The 17475-nt window shown below is 57.6% G+C and carries 19 protein-coding genes; 9 read left to right on the forward strand and 10 right to left on the reverse strand.

What is annotated here, in order from left to right; genetic code table 11:
* Positions 1–917 precede the first annotated feature (917 nt).
* The 9 genes from gshB to rsmI all read right to left on the reverse strand — a co-directional run bounded on the left by gshB (position 918) and on the right by rsmI (position 9104).
* Positions 918–1874, reverse strand: coding sequence for a glutathione synthase (gene gshB / locus DSM25558_RS25560; protein WP_077107446.1), 957 nt, complete (start codon positions 1872–1874; stop codon positions 918–920).
* A gap of 103 nt (positions 1875–1977) precedes the next feature.
* Positions 1978–2484 carry a cupin domain-containing protein gene (locus DSM25558_RS25565; protein WP_077107447.1) on the reverse strand — a complete coding sequence of 169 codons (507 nt, stop codon included), beginning with the start codon at positions 2482–2484 and terminating at the stop codon, positions 1978–1980.
* A gap of 102 nt (positions 2485–2586) precedes the next feature.
* Complete coding sequence (locus DSM25558_RS25570; protein ID WP_077107448.1) at positions 2587–3690, reverse strand: sn-glycerol-3-phosphate import ATP-binding protein UgpC; 1104 nt, start codon at positions 3688–3690, stop codon at positions 2587–2589.
* Between the two features lie 11 nt (positions 3691–3701).
* Complete coding sequence (gene ugpE / locus DSM25558_RS25575; RefSeq protein WP_077107449.1) at positions 3702–4544, reverse strand: sn-glycerol-3-phosphate ABC transporter permease UgpE; 843 nt, start codon at positions 4542–4544, stop codon at positions 3702–3704.
* Positions 4545–4556: 12 nt separating this feature from the next.
* On the reverse strand, positions 4557–5528 hold the full coding sequence (locus DSM25558_RS25580; RefSeq protein ID WP_083716661.1) for an ABC transporter permease subunit: 972 nt from the start codon (positions 5526–5528) through the stop codon (positions 4557–4559).
* A gap of 304 nt (positions 5529–5832) precedes the next feature.
* Positions 5833–7131: an extracellular solute-binding protein gene (locus DSM25558_RS25585; protein ID WP_077107450.1), complete on the reverse strand. Its 1299-nt coding sequence runs from the start codon at positions 7129–7131 to the stop codon at positions 5833–5835.
* A gap of 128 nt (positions 7132–7259) precedes the next feature.
* Entirely contained in the window at positions 7260–7832 is a 573-nt protein-coding gene (locus DSM25558_RS25590) for a sugar O-acetyltransferase (protein WP_077107451.1), read from the reverse strand.
* A gap of 11 nt (positions 7833–7843) precedes the next feature.
* A complete protein-coding gene (locus tag DSM25558_RS25595; RefSeq protein ID WP_077107452.1) occupies positions 7844–8206 on the reverse strand; it encodes a YraN family protein in 363 nt (120 codons plus the stop codon).
* A complete protein-coding gene (gene rsmI / locus DSM25558_RS25600) occupies positions 8196–9104 on the reverse strand; it encodes a 16S rRNA (cytidine(1402)-2'-O)-methyltransferase (RefSeq protein WP_244554314.1) in 909 nt (302 codons plus the stop codon). The genes DSM25558_RS25595 and rsmI overlap by 11 nt, the downstream gene beginning before the upstream one ends.
* 289 nt (positions 9105–9393) lie before the next feature.
* Here rsmI and dnaN point away from each other — a divergent pair, with 289 nt between their 5' ends.
* The 6 genes from dnaN (at position 9394) to DSM25558_RS25630 (ending at position 13987) form a co-directional block, all read left to right on the forward strand.
* Positions 9394–10512 carry a DNA polymerase III subunit beta gene (gene dnaN / locus DSM25558_RS25605; RefSeq protein ID WP_045230012.1) on the forward strand — a complete coding sequence of 373 codons (1119 nt, stop codon included), beginning with the start codon at positions 9394–9396 and terminating at the stop codon, positions 10510–10512.
* Positions 10513–10702: 190 nt separating this feature from the next.
* A complete protein-coding gene (pmtA, locus tag DSM25558_RS25610) occupies positions 10703–11296 on the forward strand; it encodes a phospholipid N-methyltransferase PmtA (RefSeq protein ID WP_077107453.1) in 594 nt (197 codons plus the stop codon).
* Between the two features lie 14 nt (positions 11297–11310).
* Positions 11311–11901, forward strand: coding sequence for a histidine phosphatase family protein (locus DSM25558_RS25615; protein ID WP_077107454.1), 591 nt, complete (start codon positions 11311–11313; stop codon positions 11899–11901).
* A complete protein-coding gene (gene pyrF / locus DSM25558_RS25620) occupies positions 11898–12590 on the forward strand; it encodes an orotidine-5'-phosphate decarboxylase (protein ID WP_077107455.1) in 693 nt (230 codons plus the stop codon). The genes DSM25558_RS25615 and pyrF overlap by 4 nt, the downstream gene beginning before the upstream one ends.
* Before the next feature lie 10 nt (positions 12591–12600).
* Positions 12601–12888: a DUF1330 domain-containing protein gene (locus DSM25558_RS25625; protein ID WP_077107456.1), complete on the forward strand. Its 288-nt coding sequence runs from the start codon at positions 12601–12603 to the stop codon at positions 12886–12888.
* A gap of 118 nt (positions 12889–13006) precedes the next feature.
* Complete coding sequence (locus tag DSM25558_RS25630) at positions 13007–13987, forward strand: complex I NDUFA9 subunit family protein (RefSeq protein WP_077107457.1); 981 nt, start codon at positions 13007–13009, stop codon at positions 13985–13987.
* A 276-nt stretch (positions 13988–14263) separates the two neighbouring features.
* Here the strand turns inward: DSM25558_RS25630 and DSM25558_RS29085 are convergent, their stop codons facing one another.
* Complete coding sequence (locus tag DSM25558_RS29085; protein ID WP_200800801.1) at positions 14264–14470, reverse strand: hypothetical protein; 207 nt, start codon at positions 14468–14470, stop codon at positions 14264–14266.
* 187 nt (positions 14471–14657) lie between these two features.
* Between DSM25558_RS29085 and DSM25558_RS25635 the strand changes: the two genes are divergently transcribed.
* From DSM25558_RS25635 to DSM25558_RS25645, 3 genes are read left to right on the forward strand one after another with little or no spacing between them, the layout of a single operon-like run.
* A complete protein-coding gene (locus DSM25558_RS25635) occupies positions 14658–15350 on the forward strand; it encodes a glutathione S-transferase family protein (protein ID WP_077107458.1) in 693 nt (230 codons plus the stop codon).
* Positions 15351–15384: 34 nt separating this feature from the next.
* The gene (gene queG, locus DSM25558_RS25640) at positions 15385–16572 is read left to right on the forward strand and encodes a tRNA epoxyqueuosine(34) reductase QueG (protein WP_077107459.1); all 1188 of its coding nucleotides are present in this window, start codon (positions 15385–15387) and stop codon (positions 16570–16572) included.
* Positions 16573–17451: an SDR family oxidoreductase gene (locus DSM25558_RS25645; RefSeq protein ID WP_077107460.1), complete on the forward strand. Its 879-nt coding sequence runs from the start codon at positions 16573–16575 to the stop codon at positions 17449–17451.
* Positions 17452–17475 lie beyond the last annotated feature (24 nt).

Here is a 17475-nt window from a genome sequence, read left to right on the forward strand (position 1 = left end):
GAAACCTTGCCGGATAACCGGTCGGACATGTTCAAGGTCCGACCCTTCACCTTCCGGGCGGCAGGGCTTCATTGCTGAAACATCCCGCCTGCCAGTTCGGCCACATCTGCCTTCGTCCTGATCCGCGCCGATTGATCGAGGCGCGGGACAGGGTCGATCCGTTTTCCGCAAGGTCCGCATCCGCCAGCCCCGGCCGATTCGTCTCTAAGCGATCCGTCCGCACCATCTCTGGTGCGGGGCAGATGCAGCGTGTTCCTGTGTACCGCCTGACTTTCGCTTCAAGCTCCTCACGGTCGCGTCGACCAGAAGCCGATGAGCTGTCGGTACACCCGGTGGCGGACGCGCCGGACCGCCGTGACCCGACACCGCAACCTTCAACGGTTTGCGGGCCAAGGCACAGCGGGCCGATGCGGACGGTAGAAGGGTTGCGCCAGCCGGTCCGAAACCGGCGCTGCCCCTTTTCCCGTACCACCGGGGAAATCGCTGCCAAACCCCGATGGTGAAGGTTTGCGTATGCCTTCACCACCAGCGCCGGTCCCGCCTCGCCGCAACGCCTTGCGGTGTATCCGAGGGCGGAACGGGGAGATTGTGCGGGTGATTCGCACGCCGTGGAGAAAAGTGCGGGAGGATTTTTTGAGGGTTTTGGCGGTTTTTTGGTAAGGTGTTGATTTGGTTGGGGAGTATTTTTGCTGTAGAGGTTTGAGGGTGTGGCTTACCCCCCTCTGCCCTGCCGGGCATCTCCCCCTCAGGTGGGGAGATCGACTCGTGGATGGTGCCCGGCCATCTTGAAGGCTGCGGATAGAGTGGGGAGCACGCGTCTAGCAGATCTCCCCCCTTGAGGGGGAGATGCCTGGCAAGGCAGAGGGGGGTTAGCCACACACTCTGCCGCGCATTATCAAACGCTGCGGCCTCTCGACTCAGCCCTGAGCGTCGCGTTTGCGCTCGATGGCATCCCAGAGCAGGCTCGCAACATCAGCACCGCCGAATTTCTTGACTTCGCGGATGCCGGTTGGGGACGTGACGTTGATTTCCGTCATGTAGTCGCCGATGACATCGATGCCGACGAAGAGGAAACCGCGTTCGCGCAAAGCGGGGCCGATGCGTTCGCAGATTTCTTTTTCGCGGGTTGTCAGTTCCGTGGGTTCAGGGCGACCGCCGGCGTGCATGTTGGAGCGGGCGTCGTTTTCCGCAGGCACGCGGTTGATGGCACCGACAGGCTCTCCATCCACCAGCAGGATGCGCTTGTCGCCCTTGCGGACGTCGGGCAGATATTGCTGGGCGATGTAGGGTTCGCGGAACATCTGGCCGAACATTTCCAGCAGCGAGGAAAAGTTGCGGTCATCGCGGGTGGAGTGGAACACGCCAGCGCCGCCATTGCCGTAGAGCGGCTTCAGAATGATGTCGCCCATCTCTTCGCGGAAGCGGGCAATCTCCGTCACGTCCTTGGTGATGAGGGTTGTCGGCATGAGGTCGGCAAATTCGGTGACGAAAATCTTTTCTGGTGAATTGCGCACCCAGGCCGGATCGTTGACGACCAACGTCTTGGGATGAATACGCTCCAGCAGATGGGTGGAGGTGATATAGGCCATGTCGAAGGGCGGGTCCTGGCGCAGATGGATGACATCCATGGTGGCGAGGTCGACGCGCTCTGGTTCGGCAAGCGAGAAGTGGTCGCCCTTGATATCGCGCAGCTGCATCTGTTCGACGGTGGCGTAAATCTTGCCATCACGCATCGACAGGCGATCTGGTGTGTAATGGAACAGGCGGTAACCGCGGGCCTGCGCCTCAAGGCTGATCGCGAAGGTGCTATCGCCCGCAATGTTGATGCCGGAGACATGATCCATCTGGATCGCGACGTTCTTGATTTTGGCCATGCGCAATTTCCTTTTGAAAGCCCGAAATGTGTAGGGCAGGCAAGCTTCAAAGGCAACTGCTACGGGGTGGCGTATCTATGAGTTTTATTGACGTTATCAGGGCTTAAAGCGACGGCGTTTTGGCTGGCAACAGCTTGTTCTTCAAGCGATAGGCAAAGGCGATAGGCGCTGGGAACGGGCGGCGCAGGAAGGCGACCTTGCGGACATAAGTGTCCACTCGCCATGTGGCCCAGGTGCCAGCTTTGAAATAGGCGACATCGCCCGCTTGCAGCAGATGGACGGAGCCATCTTCCGCCGTGACATGCACATCGCCTTCGAGAATGTGGACGGTTTCATCCCAGGCGAAGAACCAGCGGAAGGTGCCAGCCGTGCAATCCCAAAGGGCAGTATAGGCGGCACGATCTGCGCTTTTGGAATGGTCTGCCATGCGGGCAACGGGTTCGCCAGCGATGATCCAGTCTGGATTGATGGCGGCCGGTTGCATGAGCATGGAGTGGGAGGCAGCCGAGACCACGGGCTCAGCTTTCTCACGCCTTTTCGACAGCGGCATAGACGGCACCGAGCGCCCTGCCAATGCAGCCACACTTGCGATTACGACATGTAAAACCATATTGCGTCCCCACTTTGCAACGGGAACGCAATAACACAAATGGAGTAAGAATGCTCTTCCATAAATTGAATCATATTTAACGGAAGCGCATTTTCAACAGGTCTAGTGGGCCGCTGCGAGCTGTTGTGTTGGCTGCTGGATGGCAGCGGCTGCGCCTTCGATACGCTTTCCGCTTTCCTTGTCGAAGAAATGCAGCTTTTCCGGCCCGATGGAGAGCGACAATTCCTGCGGAATATCGGTTTCGGATGCGCAGGCAACGGTCAGTGCCTGTTCGCCGAGCATACCGTGGATAAGGCGCTGCGAGCCGAGCTCCTCTATATATTCGACACGGAACGGCATACCCGGCTCTGCACCGTGAACGAAGCGCAAATCCTCGGCACGCATACCGACGGTCACTGGGCCAGATGCGGGTGCGTAGCCGTTGAGCGACAGAACTGTTGGGCCGATGGCCAGACGATCACCATGCAGTTCGCCCGTGAGAAGGTTCATGGCGGGCGAGCCGATGAAGCTGGCGACGAAGGTGGAGGCGGGCTTGTGATAGACTTCGAGCGGCGCGCCGATCTGTTCGATGCGACCGGCATTCAGCACCACCAGACGGTCCGCCAGCGTCATGGCCTCCAGCTGGTCATGGGTGACATAGATGGAGGTGGTGCCGAGGCGGCGTTGCAGGCGCTTGATTTCGCCGCGCATGGAGACGCGCAGCTTGGCATCGAGGTTCGACAGCGGCTCATCGAAGAGGAAAGCGGCGGGCTTGCGCACGATGGCACGGCCCATGGCGACACGCTGACGCTGACCGCCGGAGAGCGCGCGCGGTTTGCGATCCAGATAGGGTTGAAGCTCCAGCATGCGGGCAGCTTCCGCCACACGCGCATCGATTTCGGCCTTTGGCGTCTTGCGGTTTTTGAGGCCGTATTCCAGATTTTGACGCACCGACATATGCGGGTAGAGCGCGTAGTTCTGGAACACCATGGCGATGTCGCGGTCGGCGGGTTCGACGTCATTGACGACGCGGTTGCCGATGGAGACGGTGCCATCTGAAATTTCTTCCAGACCCGCGACCATGCGCAAAAGGGTGGACTTGCCGCAGCCCGAGGGGCCGACGAGCACGATGAACTCACCATCCTTGATGGAGATATCAACATCGTGCACGGCGCGCATGCCGTTAGAGTAATCCTTGCAGACCTGTGTGATTTCGATCTCGGCCATTTCAGGTATCCTTATTTATCGCTTTCGGTGAGGCCCTTGATGAACCAGCTCTGGAAGATGACGACGATCAACACAGGCGGCAGCAAGGCCAGAACGGCAAGCGCGAAAGCTTCGTTGTAATCGGGAATTTGCGAACCAACCCAGACCTGGAGGATCGACTTGATACCGCGCATGATGGTGAAGAAGCTCTCATCATTGGTCATCAGCATGGGCCAGAGATACTGGTTCCAGCCATAGACGAACATGATGATGAAGATGGCGGCCATCATGGTGCGCGACAAGGGCAGCAGAATATCGATGAAGAATTTGACCGGCCCTGCCCCATCGATGCGGGCGGCTTCCAGAATTTCATCCGGCACGGATTTGAAGAACTGCCGGAAATAGAAAGTACCGGTGGCCGAGGCCAGAAGTGGCACGATGAGGCCGGTATAGGAATTCAACAGCCCCAGTTTACTCATGACTTCGTAGGACGGCATGATGCGCACTTCGAGCGGCAGGAGCAGCGTGGTGAAGATGATCCAGAAGGCGAACGTGGCGAAGCGAAAGCGGAAATAGACGATGGCATAGGCCGCCAGCATCGACAGCACGATCTTGCCAACCGCAAAACCGATGCCGAGGATCAGCGAGTTGATGACCATGTTGAGACCGGTGACCTGACCGGTAAAGCCGCCCTTCTGGGTGAGAACCTTCTCATAGGTGCCGACGAAATTGTCGCCCGGCAGGATGGCCAGACCATTCATGTGGATTTCAGCAGCGGTATGGGTGGATGTCATGAAGGCGACGAGGACCGGCACCATCAAAAACAGCGAGCCGATGATGAGAATGAGGTGGTCGAGGGGTTTTGTCTTGTACATGTCGGATATCCCTCAACCGTAATGGATGCGTTTTTCGAGGAAGCGGAATTGCAGGACCGTCAACACGAAGACCACGATCATCAAGATAACGGATTGCGCCGATGAACCGCCGATATCGTTGCCGCGGAAGCCATCCAGAAACACCTTGTAGACAAGGGTAATGGGGTTGTTGGCGGCCTTGTCCTTCACCATGACGTCGATAACGGCGAAGGTATCGAACAGCGCGTAGGTGATGTTGATGATGAGCAGGAAGAATGCGGTGGGCGCGAGCAGCGGCATGATGACCGTCCAGAACCGGCGAAAACCAGAGCGGCAATCGATGAAGGCGGCTTCGCGCACCGAGACCGGAACACTTTGCAGACCGGACAGGAAGAAGATGAAATTATACGGGATCTGCTTCCAGACAGACACGAAGATCATGGCAAAGGCGGTGTCGAAATAATTGACGCCGACCTGCATGTGCCAGCCAAGGGTCGCGGCAATCTTGACGAAGGGGCCGATGTGCTGATCGAAAAACATCATGCCGATTAGGCCAGCCACCGGCGGAGCGATGGCGTACACCGAGATCAGCATCGTTTTGTAAGCGGACGCGCCGCGGATGATCGCATCGGCCTTCACGGCCAGAAGCAGGCCCAGTGCCAGCGAAAAAACGGTGACGAGTACGGTGAAGACAACCGTGAACTTGGCGATGCTGAGATATTCGGTGCTGAACAGCGCATCGGAGTAGTTGGAAAGGCCGACGAAGGTGGACCCGAAACCGAAGGGGTCTTCGATGTAAAACGAGGACTGAACGGCCTGAACGGACGGCCAGTAGAAGAAGACGAAAATGACGAGCAGCTGGGGCGCGATCAACAGATAGGGAAGCGCGGAGGAGGAAAACTGCACCCGTTTTGCCGGTTCAGCTTTTACCACGGGCTTTTTTGCCTTGGCGATGAAGCCGGGTAAGAACCGCACGGGACGCGGTTGTGAAGACGTATAGGCCACGCGCGCAAACCTTTATGTGTTGTGGCTTCTCTTCAATACTGAAGGGAGGCGGGGATTGTTGGAAGGCTAGGGCTGCTCATTTATGCCGAACGCAGTTTTCCACTCTCCGTCATTCCGGCCTTGAGCCGGAATCAAGCAGCGCCGCCTCTGCGGTGCAGAGGAGTCTTTCGCGATCAAGGACTTGATCGCACTGGATCCCGGATCAAGTCCGGGATGACGGGAAGAAGGTGTGCTTCGTAAACTATCGCAGACAGTCTACGGACCTCCCCTCATTCAAGAGGGAAGGTCCGCTCGTTTTCAGTTATCAGCCAGCGGTCTTGGCGAAACGTGCCAGAAGCTCGTTGCCTTCCTTCTCGATGATCTCGAGGGCTTCCTTTGGCTGTACTTCGCCAGAGAAGATGCGGCCGTATTCACGTTCCATCACAGTGCGGATCTGTGGGTAGAAGCCGAGGCGGTAGCCCTTGGACCATTCGCCACCTGGAAGGGAAAGCTGCTTGATGCCAATTTCGGCAACTGGCTGCTTTTCGTAGTAGCCTTCCTTCTTGGCCAGCTCGTATGCTGCCTGCGTGATGGCGACGTAACCGGTTGCCTGGTGGTAGAACTTCTGGATTTCAGGCGATGTCAGGAACTGGAAGAAGTCTGCTACGCACTTGTTTTCTGCTTCCGGCTTGCCGGACATGGCAAACAGGGCTGCGCCACCGATGAAGGAGTTGGTGCCAGCGCCCTTGATGGAGCCCCAGTAAGGAAGGAATGTTGCCGAGAACGGCATCTGTGCCGTCTTCTGCAGACCACCGAAGGAGCCGGAAGAACCGATCCAGAGTGCGACCTTGTTTTCTTCGAATGGCTTCTGGTTATCGTTCCAGCCTGCGCCGTAATAAGCAAAATATCCCTGATCCTTCCAGGACTTCAGCTTATCGAACATCATGACGAGGTTCGGGTCGGTTACCTTCAGCTTGGTGTCGACAACGCTGTCGTAACCATTGTTGTTGGTGGCGAACTGGAGATTGTTGCGCGAGAAGAAGTTCTCGGTGAATTCCCAGGTCAGCTGCGTCTGAACGAGCGGAATGAAACCGGCTTCTTTCAGCTTAGGTGCTGCGGCTTCGAACTCTTCCCAGGTCTTTGGTGCTTCAACGCCAGCCTTTTTCAGGGCTTCGGTGTTGAAATACATGATAGGAGCGGAGGAGTTGAACGGCATGCCGACGAACTTGCCATCAGCGGCAGCGAAGAAGCTGCGTACGCCGGGAATGAAGGCTTCGCGGTCAAACTTGTAACCGGCCTTGGTGATGATGTCTTCAGCAGGAATGACAGCGCCCTTGGCATTGATGATGGTGGCAGCACCGGCATCGAAGACCTGAAGGATGTTTGGCTGTTCACCCGAACGGAAGGCAGCGATGCCGCTGGCCAGAGCTTCTTCGTAAGAGCCCTTGGAAACCGGCGTTATCGCGCACGCGCTCTGGGCGGCGTTGAACTTCTGGGATACTTCATTGATGACTTCGCCATTGCGGCCACCCATGCCGTGCCACCAAGTGATGTTGGTCGCCGCCATGGAAGACGTCGCCGAAAACGTGATGGCCATTGCGGCCATGGAAAATTTCTTGATCATAGTTTCGTCCTCTACCGCCCTTGTTGGCTGAGGATGCGAATAGGCCCGTTCCATGACGGGGTTTTTACAATTTCATGTCAGAATTATTACAGCGCAACCTAATCAAGCAGCCCAATGGAAAGGATGCATCAATTGCGAGTATGGCCACCTTTGGGGATGATCTTTCGCGCTGGATTTCCGACGACGGTCTGACCGGGTGCCACGTCTTTCGTGACGACGGAGCCTGCGCCGACAATTGCGCCCTCTCCGATTGTGATGCCGGGCAATAGGATTGCGCCGCCACCGATCCAGGCATTGTTCCCGATCGTGACGGGTTTCGCGATCTCGATACCTTGAGCGCGGGACTGTATGTCGCGGTGATGATCGGCGCAGTAAATCTGCACGCCCGGGCCAAGCATGCAGCCATCACCTATTCTGACAGGGGCGGAATCGAGGATGACGCATCCGGTGTTCAGATAGGTGTTTTTGCCGAGCGAGATATTGAAACCGTAACTGCAATGGAACGGGGCTTCGATGAAGGTGCCATCTGCGACCGAGCCAAGAAGAGTTCGCAGAAGCGGTGCCATCGCGCCGCGGGCATCCGGTGCCATGGTGGCGTGCTGGTGAACGGCGAGCCTTGCCTTGGCGCGAAGGGCATCGAGCTCTTCATCCAAGCAGCAATACCATTCCCCAGCGGCCATTTTTTCCCGCTCGCTGCGCATAGGCTACCCTTTCAAAAGGCGTCGATGAAATGTTTGGGCAGGCGGCGCGGCAGGACCGCGACGATATCGAAGCGTAGCGATAAGGCCGTGGCATCCTTGCGGCGGGATAGCCACAGGTCTGCGGCAGCGCGGATGCGGTTTTGCGAGGCATAGCTGACGGCATCGACCGCGCCCGCCTCGGTGCTGCGGGCCTTGACCTCGACAAAGGCGATGACGTCTTTCTTTCGGGCGATCAGATCGATCTCTCCCAATCGGGTGCGATGGCGCAAGGCAAGGATGCGGTAGCCTTTGACCATCAGGTACAGTGCCGCCCAATATTCAGCACGGTGACCGCGCTGTTCGGCGCGGCGTTTGCTGTTCGCCTCACGCGCCATCGTTATCCTTCAGGTCGAGAATACGCTGGTAGAGCTCCTTGCGCGGCAGGCCTGTGAGTTTGGCGGCTTCGGCGGCGGCTTTCGCTGCGGGCATGGTGGACACCAAGTCCTTCAACAGCTTTTCGACATCTTCCATATCGGGAATTTCGTCATAGGAAGGCGGTTCGATCAACAGCACGATCTCGCCTTTGACGATGCGGTCTTCATTATAGAACTCCGTGAGCTCGCCCAGCGTGCCACGGCGGAATTCCTCGAAGGTTTTCGTCAGTTCGCGACAGACGACGGCGCGGCGGTTGGGGCCCAGCACTTCAGAGGCGACCTTAATGGTGGCGCAAATGCGGTGCGGGGATTCGAAGAACATCATGGTCGCCGGAATTTTCGACAGCTCAGAGAAACGATCGCGCTTGCCCTTGTCTTTGACCGGCAAAAAGCCCGCAAACATGAAAGCGTCGCTGGGCAGGCCGGAACCGACGAGTGCCGCGAGCGGTGCAGACGCGCCGGGGATCGGCACAACGCGGTGGCCTGCGTCCAGCGCCATCTGGCCAAGGCGATAGCCGGGATCCGACACCAGCGGCGTCCCTGCATCGGACACCAGAGCCACGGATTTGCCGGCATCCAGCGCGGCGATCAGCTTGGGGCCTGCCTCTTCGGCATTGTGCTCGTGATAGGAATAGGGGCGGTTGCGGATGCCGTAACGGTCGAGCAGAATGCGGGTGACGCGGGTGTCTTCGCAGGCCAGCACATCGGCAGAGGCCAGTGTTTCCAATGCTCTTATGGTGATATCGCCGAGATTGCCGATGGGGGTGGCGACGAGATAGAGTGCGGCATCGACGGGGCGTGCCGGAACCGTGAAGCCGCCGACCTTGAATCCGCGCCCTGTGGCGTCTGTGTCTTCTATAGACTGTTCGCTCAAAGCATCATCTGTCACTGCATCATTCCCGTCATGTCTCATTTCCATGTCTTTATGGGCAAGACGGGGCCTTCGAACAAGGGCCGTTCTTGGCGCTCAACCCATGTAAGCAAATGTATAGAGTGGAAAATTGAGGAATGACCCGGTCTGGCCTCTTGCCTTTTCCTCGATAACTCTGCCATTTTGCCCGTCCACATTATCCGGCCAAAAATGCCGGAGACACTATATTGGCGATCCGGCCTATACAGGATCGCATCGGTTGAAAGCGGAAGTCTTCATGCGTATTACCCTCGAGCGGTCGAACCTTCTGAAATCGCTGAACCACGTTCACCGCGTGGTGGAACGGCGTAACACGATCCCGATCCTGTCCAACGTGCTGCTGCGCGCATCCGACGCGAAGCTCGACATGAAGGCAACCGACCTTGATCTCGAAATCACCGAGGCGACACCGGCGATGGTGGAACAGGCTGGTTCGACCACCGTGCCTGCGCATCTGCTCTATGAAATCGTGCGCAAGCTGCCGGATGGTTCCGAGGTGCTACTGGCTACCAACCCTGATGGTTCGACCATGACGGTTGCCTCCGGACGCTCAAAGTTTTCGCTGCAGTGCCTGCCGGAAACCGATTTTCCGGACCTGACAGCCGGCACGTTCAGCCATGTCTTCAAGCTGAAGGCCGCAGACCTGAAGATGCTGATCGACCGCACGCAGTTTGCGATTTCGACCGAAGAAACCCGTTATTATCTGAACGGCATTTTCTTCCACACGATTGAAAGCGGCAATGATCTGAAGCTGCGCGCCGTGGCCACCGACGGTCACCGCCTGGCGCGCGCCGATGTGAATGCGCCCTCCGGTTCCGAAGGCATGCCCGGCATCATCATTCCCCGCAAGACGGTTGGTGAGTTGCAGAAGCTGGTCGACAATCCCGAGCTGGAAGTGACCGTCGAAGTGTCCGATGCCAAGATCCGCATTGCCATCGGCGATATCGTTCTGACGTCCAAGCTGATCGACGGTACGTTCCCGGATTATCAGCGCGTCATTCCGACCGGCAACGACAAGGAAATGCGCGTCGATTGCCAGTCCTTCGCCAAGGCCGTGGACCGCGTCTCGACCATTTCGTCCGAGCGTGGCCGCGCCGTGAAGCTTGCGATTACCGAGGGACAGTTGACGCTGACCGTCAACAATCCGGATTCGGGCAGCGCGACCGAAGAAGTGGCCGTGGGCTACGAGCATGACGGCATGGAAATCGGCTTTAACGCCAAATATCTGCTGGATATCACCGCACAGCTTTCCGGCGAAGATGCGATCTTCCTTCTGGCTGATGCCGGTTCGCCGACGCTGGTGCGCGATACGGCGGGCGATGATGCGCTTTACGTGCTGATGCCGATGCGGGTTTAGCACTCTCTGATTTAGATAAAACGCAAAAAACGCCGGTGACATTTTCACCGGCGTTTTTGTTTGCGGATTCTCCATAGTTTGTTAAGATTTTCCTATTGCGACATTTTTCATTGTCTTTACGACAGAGCAAAACAACATATCGCCACAGTTTCACCAAATGTTGTTTTGACGGAACACAGAGGGGGACCGGATGGGACTGAGCCTGAAACAGCGCTTCGGCAGAAAATTCGAAGAGGAAATTCGTTTCTTCAAGGGAATGGTAAACCAGCCAAAAAAGGTTGGCGCAATCGTTCCGACCTCCGGTGTTACCGCGCGGCGCATGGCCAGCGTCATCACGCCGCAATCCGGCCTACCCGTGCTGGAATTGGGGCCTGGAACAGGCTGCATCACCAAGGCCATTCTGGCGCGCGGCGTGAAGCCGGAAAACGTGACGGCCATCGAATATTCTACCGACTTTTATCAGCAGCTTCTGCGCAACTATCCCGGTGTCAACTTCATCAATGGCGATGCTTTTGATCTGGATACGACGCTGGCGGCACAAAAAGACCAGATGTTCGACTGCGTTATTTCGGCTGTTCCCATGCTGAACTTCCCGATGGCGGACCGGATCAAACTGTTGGACGAGTTGCTGAAGCGGGTTCCGCATGGACGTCCGGTCATCCAGATTTCCTATGGCGCGGTATCGCCGATTGTCGCGCAACCGCATCTCTACCACATCCGTCATTACGACTTCGTGGTGCGCAACATTCCACCGGCACAGCTGTGGACCTACACCCGCGCCTAAGTTAACCTGCGACTATGTACGCACTTTACATTACTCATCCGCAGGTCAGGATCGAGGCGAATGTCCCGGTCCCTTCATGGGGTCTGTCCGACATCGGACGGGCGCGGGCGAGAAGAGCAAGCGCCCTGCCCTTTGCCAAATCCCTGCGACGCATCGTTTCCAGTACCGAGAAGAAGGCCGTCGATACCGCGCAGATTCTGGCAGCGGCGAGCGGTGTGGCCTATGAGACCGCCGACGATCTGCACGAGAATGACCGCAGTGCGACGGGCTTTCTGCCACCCGATCAGTTCGAACGGGCGGCGGACTGGTTCTTCGCCCATCCGCAGGCCAGCTATAAGGGCTGGGAGACGGCAGTCGATGCGCAGGCCCGCATCGTAACCGCCATAGACGCGATCCTCGCCAGCCATGATCCGACGCAGCCGATCGCCTTTATCGGACATGGCGGCGTGGGGACCTTGCTGAAATGCCACCTCGCAGGAAGCGAGATTACCCGAAGCGCCGACCAGCCACCGGGCGGTGGAAATCTCTTCTGTTTTACCCTTGCAGACAGGCGCATCACATGCGACTGGACGGCAATGGAAACGTGGCAGGGGATGACACTATGACCGCACGCGAGCGCCTGATCGTCGGGCTTGACCTTCCAACCGTGGCTGAAGCCGAGAGCATCGTCACCGCACTGGGCGACGATGTCCTGTTCTACAAGATCGGCCACCAGCTGGCCTTTGCGGGCGGGCTGGAATTCGCCAAGGACCTGGCCGCAAGCGGCAAGAAAATCTTCCTCGATATGAAGCTTCTCGACATCGACAACACAGTCGCATCCGGCGTGGAAAACATTGCCAAGATGGGCATGTCGATGCTGACGCTGCACGCTTACCCCAAGGCGATGCGGGCTGCGGTGAAGGCCGCGGAAGGCTCCGGGCTGACGCTGCTGGGCGTGACCGTGCTGACCTCAATGGATGATGCGGATTTGATCGAGGCCGGATATCAGGGTGACGCCCGTTCGCTGGTGTTGAAACGCGCCGCTCAGGCGCGGGACGCGGGGATGGGCGGCATTGTCTGCTCGGCGGAAGAATCTGCTGGCGTGCGTGAGATCGTCGGGGCCGATATGGCGGTCGTGACCCCCGGAATTCGCCTTAAAGGTGGCGATGCGGGTGACCAGAAGCGGGTGGTGACGCCATTCGATGCCATCAAGGCCGGTTCGAGCCACCTTGTTGTGGGCCGCCCTATCGTGAAAGCTGCCGACCCGAAGGCTGCGGCCCGCGCCATTCTGGATGAGATGACACAGGCGCTTTAAGGAGAAGACGATGGCCAAGGGTTACTGGATTGCCCGCGTGGATGTGAATGACGCGGAACGCTACAAAGACTATGTCTCCACAGCGAAGCCTGCCTTCGAGCGGTTTGGCGCAAATTTTTTGGCACGCGGCGGTGCGGTGACGCAGCTTGAAGGACAAGGCCGGGCACGCAATGTCGTGATCGAGTTTCCTTCGGTGCAGCATGCGCTGGATTGCTATAACTCCGAAGAGTATCAGGCTGCGCTGAAAATTCGCAAGGAAACCGCCGATAGCGACCTCATGATAGTCGAGGGCGCTTGACCGTCATCGGCTCCGTATCGTGGGACTTTCAATGCGAATACGGTTCTCTCTTCCCGTTGCATCGGCTTTAAGCTAAGACACGGAAACGCATATATTCAACGCTTCGCAGGAGCCTCCCATGCCTTTGGCCAACCTTCCCCCTCTCGTCACCGTTTTTGGCGGTTCGGGCTTCGTCGGACGGCATGTGGTGCGTTTTTTAGCCAAGCGCGGCTATCGTATTCGGGTCGCCGTTCGCCGCCCTGATCTGGCTGGCTTTTTGCAGCCGCTGGGTAATGTCGGGCAGATTTCTTTCGCCCAGGCCAACCTTCGCTACAAGGATTCGATCAACAAGGCCGTTGAAGGTGCCGACCACGTGGTCAACTGCGTCGGTATTCTGTTTGAAAGTGGCCGCAACACATTCGACGCCGTGCAGGAATTCGGTGCGCGCGCCGTGGCCGAAGCTGCAAAGAACGCTGGCGCGACACTGACGCATATTTCTGCCATCGGTGCCGATGCCAATTCAACCGTTGGTTATGCCCGCACCAAGGGCCGTGCCGAAGCCGCGATCCGCTCCGTTTTGCCGGATGCCATCATTCTGCGTCCTTCGATCGTGTTCGGACCTGAAGATGATTTCTTCAACAAATTTGCCGGCATGGCGCAGCGTATGCCGTTCCTGCCGCTGATCGGCGGTGGACACACCAAGTTCCAGCCTGTTTATGTGGAAGATGTGGCCGAAGTGGTTGCCCGCAGCGTCGATGGCGCGTTGAAGCCCGGCGCAACGTACGAGTTGGGCGGACAGGACGTCATGACGTTCCGCGACTGTCTCGAGGCCGTATTGGCGGCCACCTATCGCCAGCGCCCGCTGGTCAATCTTCCCTTCGGCATCGCCTCGCTGATCGGCAAGATCGCATCGATGGTGCCGCTGATCACGCCGCCATTGACGGTGGATCAGGTAACGATGCTGAAGACGGACAATGTGGTTTCCAAAGAGGCGGAAAATGCTGGCCTGACACTCGACGGCATCGGCATCACGCCCGTGCGCGTGTCTTCCGTTCTGCCGTCCTATATGGTCAGCTATCGCACCCACGGGCAGTTCAGCAATGCGGGTAAAGCTGCCTGAAAAAAGGCATGCAACCAATTTTCAAGTGAAGAGTTATGCTTCCGAACGGCGGTGGATTCGTCCACCGTCCTATACCATTATGTGGGGGCACATCATGAAAACAGCGTTTCATCGGTATAAGCGTGGCACAAGCGCAACTGTGGACAAGAGTTCACATTAACCCGGTGTTCAGCAACATGCTTTATTGCTAAACGCCACATCCAACACACATTCTCGAACCTAACAATCATCGCGTGGCGGCCTGATCCGTCTCGTTCATCGTCTGAAAGGCAAGTATCAAATGGGCAGGTCTATCGCACTCTTTTTTGCGTGTGCGGCTTTGGTTGTTCTAGCAGGTTCGTTCATGGCACCGGGTACGGTTGCTGCTGGCAAAACCGGTTGTTCGCCAGCATACGGCGTCGATCCATGCGCTACGAGCTCGATCTCGGCAAACTGATTGATTTCAAGCAAAGCAGTCTTTGCTGAATTTTCTAAAAGCGCCATCGATCCGTCGACGGCGCTTTTTTCATGAGCAGAGACATCTATTTGGCCTGAAAGAGCGGTGGCATCCCTGCCAACGTTAAACTTGTCTTAAAAAAGCTGGACTTATAGTTTCTGCAAAAGCGACCGCTTGTCCGCCTCTTGGCGATAAAAGACAAAACCATCCCTTAATCAAAAAATTTGAGTGCCAATGCCAACTCTCTATCATTCTCCAATGTCGACTGCCTCACGATTCGTTCGGCTCATTCTGACCGAATACGGTTTCCAGGCTGATCTGGTCGAGGAGCAGCCCTGGGAAAAACGGCGGGAGTTTCTGGCACTCAACCCGGCAGGTACGCTGCCGGTCTATCTCGATGACAATATGCGTTCGCTCTGTGGTCCCTATGTTCTGGCCGAATTTCTGGATGAGACCCATGGTGTGCTGAAACGCGACAGGCGTCTGCTGGCCGAAGACCCGTTCCAGCGCGCGGAAATCCGCCGTCTGACGGAATGGTTTCTGCAGAAGATGGAAACCGACGTGACCCGACCGCTGGTGCGTGAGCGAGCCTACAAGCTGCAAATGTCCACCGCCCAAGGCGGCGGCCCGCCAGACAGCAAGCTGTTGCGCACCGCACGCTCAAATGTCCACCAGCATATGAAGTATCTGGAATGGCTGGCCGGATCGCGCACGTGGCTGGCGGGTGACCGGCTGAGCTATGCCGACCTTGCCGCTGGTGCATCCGTCTCCATTCTCGACTATCTCGGCGAGATCAACTGGCTGGAAGCACCGATTGCCAAGGAATGGTACCAACGCGTCAAATCACGCCCCTCCTTCCGTCCTCTTTTGGCTGAACGCGTGCCGCGTCTTGCTCCCTCCTCCCACTATGCCGATCTCGATTTTTAGCCTGATACAAAAGCTTGCTATATAATGACGCGTCATGCCGGTTCCGACAGGCAGCAATCGCGGGAGACACGCCATCGATACGGCATTGCAGAAGCAGCAGGTGCGCGCGGCTAAGCTGACAGATTTTGTCCGTTCGGAAGCGCTGTCGCTTGGTTTCGATCTCTGTCGCATCACCGCACCGGACAGCATTCCGCAAGCCCCGGAACGATTGCGGGAATTTATCGACAACGGCTTTCACGGCACTATGGGCTGGATGGAAGACACGCAAGCGCGTCGCGCCGACCCGAAGACGCTGTGGAGCGACGTTCGTTCCGTGGTGATGTTCGGCCTGAACTATGGGCCGGACGAAGACCCGCGCGGTATTCTGGATAAGCCGGATAAAGGTGCGATTTCCGTTTATGCCCGCAACCGCGATTATCATGACGTCATCAAAGGTCGCCTGAAGGAGATTGCCACCCGCTTTGCCGCAAGGGCCGGTGAAGACGTCAAGGTGTTCGTAGATACCGCTCCGGTAATGGAAAAGCCGCTGGCGGCGGCGGCTGGACTTGGCTGGCAGGGCAAACACACCAATCTGGTCAGCCGCACACATGGTTCCTGGTTGTTTCTGGGCAGCATGTTCACCACGGCCGAGCTTCAACGGGATGAAGCAGAGAGAGACCATTGTGGCTCTTGCCGGGCCTGTCTCGATGCCTGCCCGACCAATGCCTTCCCTGCGGCATACAAGATCGATGCGCGGCGCTGCATTTCCTATCTGACGATTGAACACAAAGGTCCGATACCACCGGAATTCAGGCCGATGATCGGCAACCGCATCTATGGTTGCGACGATTGCCTGGCGGCCTGCCCGTGGAACAAGTTTGCCGCCAGTGCTTCCGAGATGAAGTTGCAAGCCCGTGACGACCTGAAAGAACCGTCCATCGCTTTTTTATTGACGCTTGATGATGCGGCGTTTCGGACATTCTTCAGCGGGTCGCCTGTGAAGCGGATCGGTCGCAATCGTTTCGTGCGTAACGTGTTGATTGCGGCGGGAAATTCCGGTGACAGCGGCTTCATTGTGCAGTGTCAAAAGCTGGCACAGGACAGCTCGCCGGAGGTCCGCGCCATGGCCGTATGGGCGCTTTCACGGTTGATGGATGGCGAAAGCTTCACTACCTACGCAACGACCCGCGCGCCGGAAGACGATTCGAACGTGCTGGACGAATGGCTGATGGCAGGAGTGTAAATGTCGCATCTGATGATTTTCGGTGCCGGATATTCCGGCAAGGCCATCGCCAAAGCCCTTCAAGGCAGGATGGACAGAGTATCCGGTACGACGCGCAGTGAAGACAATATCATGACCCTGCAATGCCAGGCGATAGCGCCCTTCATCTTCAACGGAGAGACGTTGAGCGATGAGTTGCGCGCAGAGCTTGGCAATGTCACGCATCTCGTTCAATCGATTGCGCCCGGTGCATCTGGCGATCCGCTGCTGCGGCTGTGCAATGGCGACCTCAAAAGCGTGATGCCAAAATTGCAGTGGGCCGCCTATCTCTCCACCGTGGGCGTCTATGGCAACCATGACGGTGCGTGGGTGGATGAGAACACACCTTGCCGCCCGGTCTCTGCCCGCTCTACCGAGCGTGTGGAGGCGGAGGAGGCATGGACAGCGGCGGCTGATAAGGCTGGCATCCCCCTCTGCATCCTGCGGCTGTCGGGCATCTATGGACCGGGGCGCAACGGCTTCGTCAATCTGGAAAAGGGTACTGCGCGGCGGTTGGTGAAGAAGGACCAGGTGTTCAACCGCATCCGTGTGGAAGACATTGGCGCGGCGACGGACTTCCTGATCGACAGACAGTTGGGCGGCATATTTAACGTAACGGATGACGAGCCAGCCCCGCCGCAGGATGTCGTCGCTTTCGCAGCGGACCTGATGGATATGGAGCCGCCAGAGGAACAGGCATTCGAGACGGCCGAGCTCAGCCCCATGGCGCGCTCCTTCTACGGCGAGAACAAACGCGTCTCTAATCACAAGCTGCAAGAGTTGGGATTTATCTTCAGCTACCCGAATTACCGACAGTCGTTGCAGCAACTTTGGAACGATGGCCTGTGGCGAGATGAATAAACGTTCACATTCGTTGCGATGAAA

Origin of the sequence: Agrobacterium sp. DSM 25558 (genome assembly GCF_900100825.1) — a bacterium.
GTDB lineage: Bacteria > Pseudomonadota > Alphaproteobacteria > Rhizobiales > Rhizobiaceae > Agrobacterium.

Excerpts from the sequence above, each read along its gene's own strand:
- gshB (WP_077107446.1), bottom strand. The coding sequence starts at position 1,874 with ATGGCCAAAATCAAGAACGTCGCGATCCAGATGGATCATGTCTCCGGC.
- DSM25558_RS25565 (WP_077107447.1), bottom strand. The coding sequence starts at position 2,484 with ATGGTTTTACATGTCGTAATCGCAAGTGTGGCTGCATTGGCAGGGCGC.
- DSM25558_RS25570 (WP_077107448.1), bottom strand. The coding sequence starts at position 3,690 with ATGGCCGAGATCGAAATCACACAGGTCTGCAAGGATTACTCTAACGGC.
- ugpE (WP_077107449.1), bottom strand. The coding sequence starts at position 4,544 with ATGTACAAGACAAAACCCCTCGACCACCTCATTCTCATCATCGGCTCG.
- DSM25558_RS25585 (WP_077107450.1), bottom strand. The coding sequence starts at position 7,131 with ATGATCAAGAAATTTTCCATGGCCGCAATGGCCATCACGTTTTCGGCG.
- DSM25558_RS25590 (WP_077107451.1), bottom strand. The coding sequence starts at position 7,832 with ATGCGCAGCGAGCGGGAAAAAATGGCCGCTGGGGAATGGTATTGCTGC.
- DSM25558_RS25595 (WP_077107452.1), bottom strand. The coding sequence starts at position 8,206 with ATGGCGCGTGAGGCGAACAGCAAACGCCGCGCCGAACAGCGCGGTCAC.
- dnaN (WP_045230012.1), top strand. The coding sequence starts at position 9,394 with ATGCGTATTACCCTCGAGCGGTCGAACCTTCTGAAATCGCTGAACCAC.
- pmtA (WP_077107453.1), top strand. The coding sequence starts at position 10,703 with ATGGGACTGAGCCTGAAACAGCGCTTCGGCAGAAAATTCGAAGAGGAA.
- DSM25558_RS25615 (WP_077107454.1), top strand. The coding sequence starts at position 11,311 with ATGTACGCACTTTACATTACTCATCCGCAGGTCAGGATCGAGGCGAAT.
- pyrF (WP_077107455.1), top strand. The coding sequence starts at position 11,898 with ATGACCGCACGCGAGCGCCTGATCGTCGGGCTTGACCTTCCAACCGTG.
- DSM25558_RS25625 (WP_077107456.1), top strand. The coding sequence starts at position 12,601 with ATGGCCAAGGGTTACTGGATTGCCCGCGTGGATGTGAATGACGCGGAA.
- DSM25558_RS25630 (WP_077107457.1), top strand. The coding sequence starts at position 13,007 with ATGCCTTTGGCCAACCTTCCCCCTCTCGTCACCGTTTTTGGCGGTTCG.
- DSM25558_RS29085 (WP_200800801.1), bottom strand. The coding sequence starts at position 14,470 with ATGGCGCTTTTAGAAAATTCAGCAAAGACTGCTTTGCTTGAAATCAAT.
- DSM25558_RS25635 (WP_077107458.1), top strand. The coding sequence starts at position 14,658 with ATGCCAACTCTCTATCATTCTCCAATGTCGACTGCCTCACGATTCGTT.
- queG (WP_077107459.1), top strand. The coding sequence starts at position 15,385 with ATGCCGGTTCCGACAGGCAGCAATCGCGGGAGACACGCCATCGATACG.
- DSM25558_RS25645 (WP_077107460.1), top strand. The coding sequence starts at position 16,573 with ATGTCGCATCTGATGATTTTCGGTGCCGGATATTCCGGCAAGGCCATC.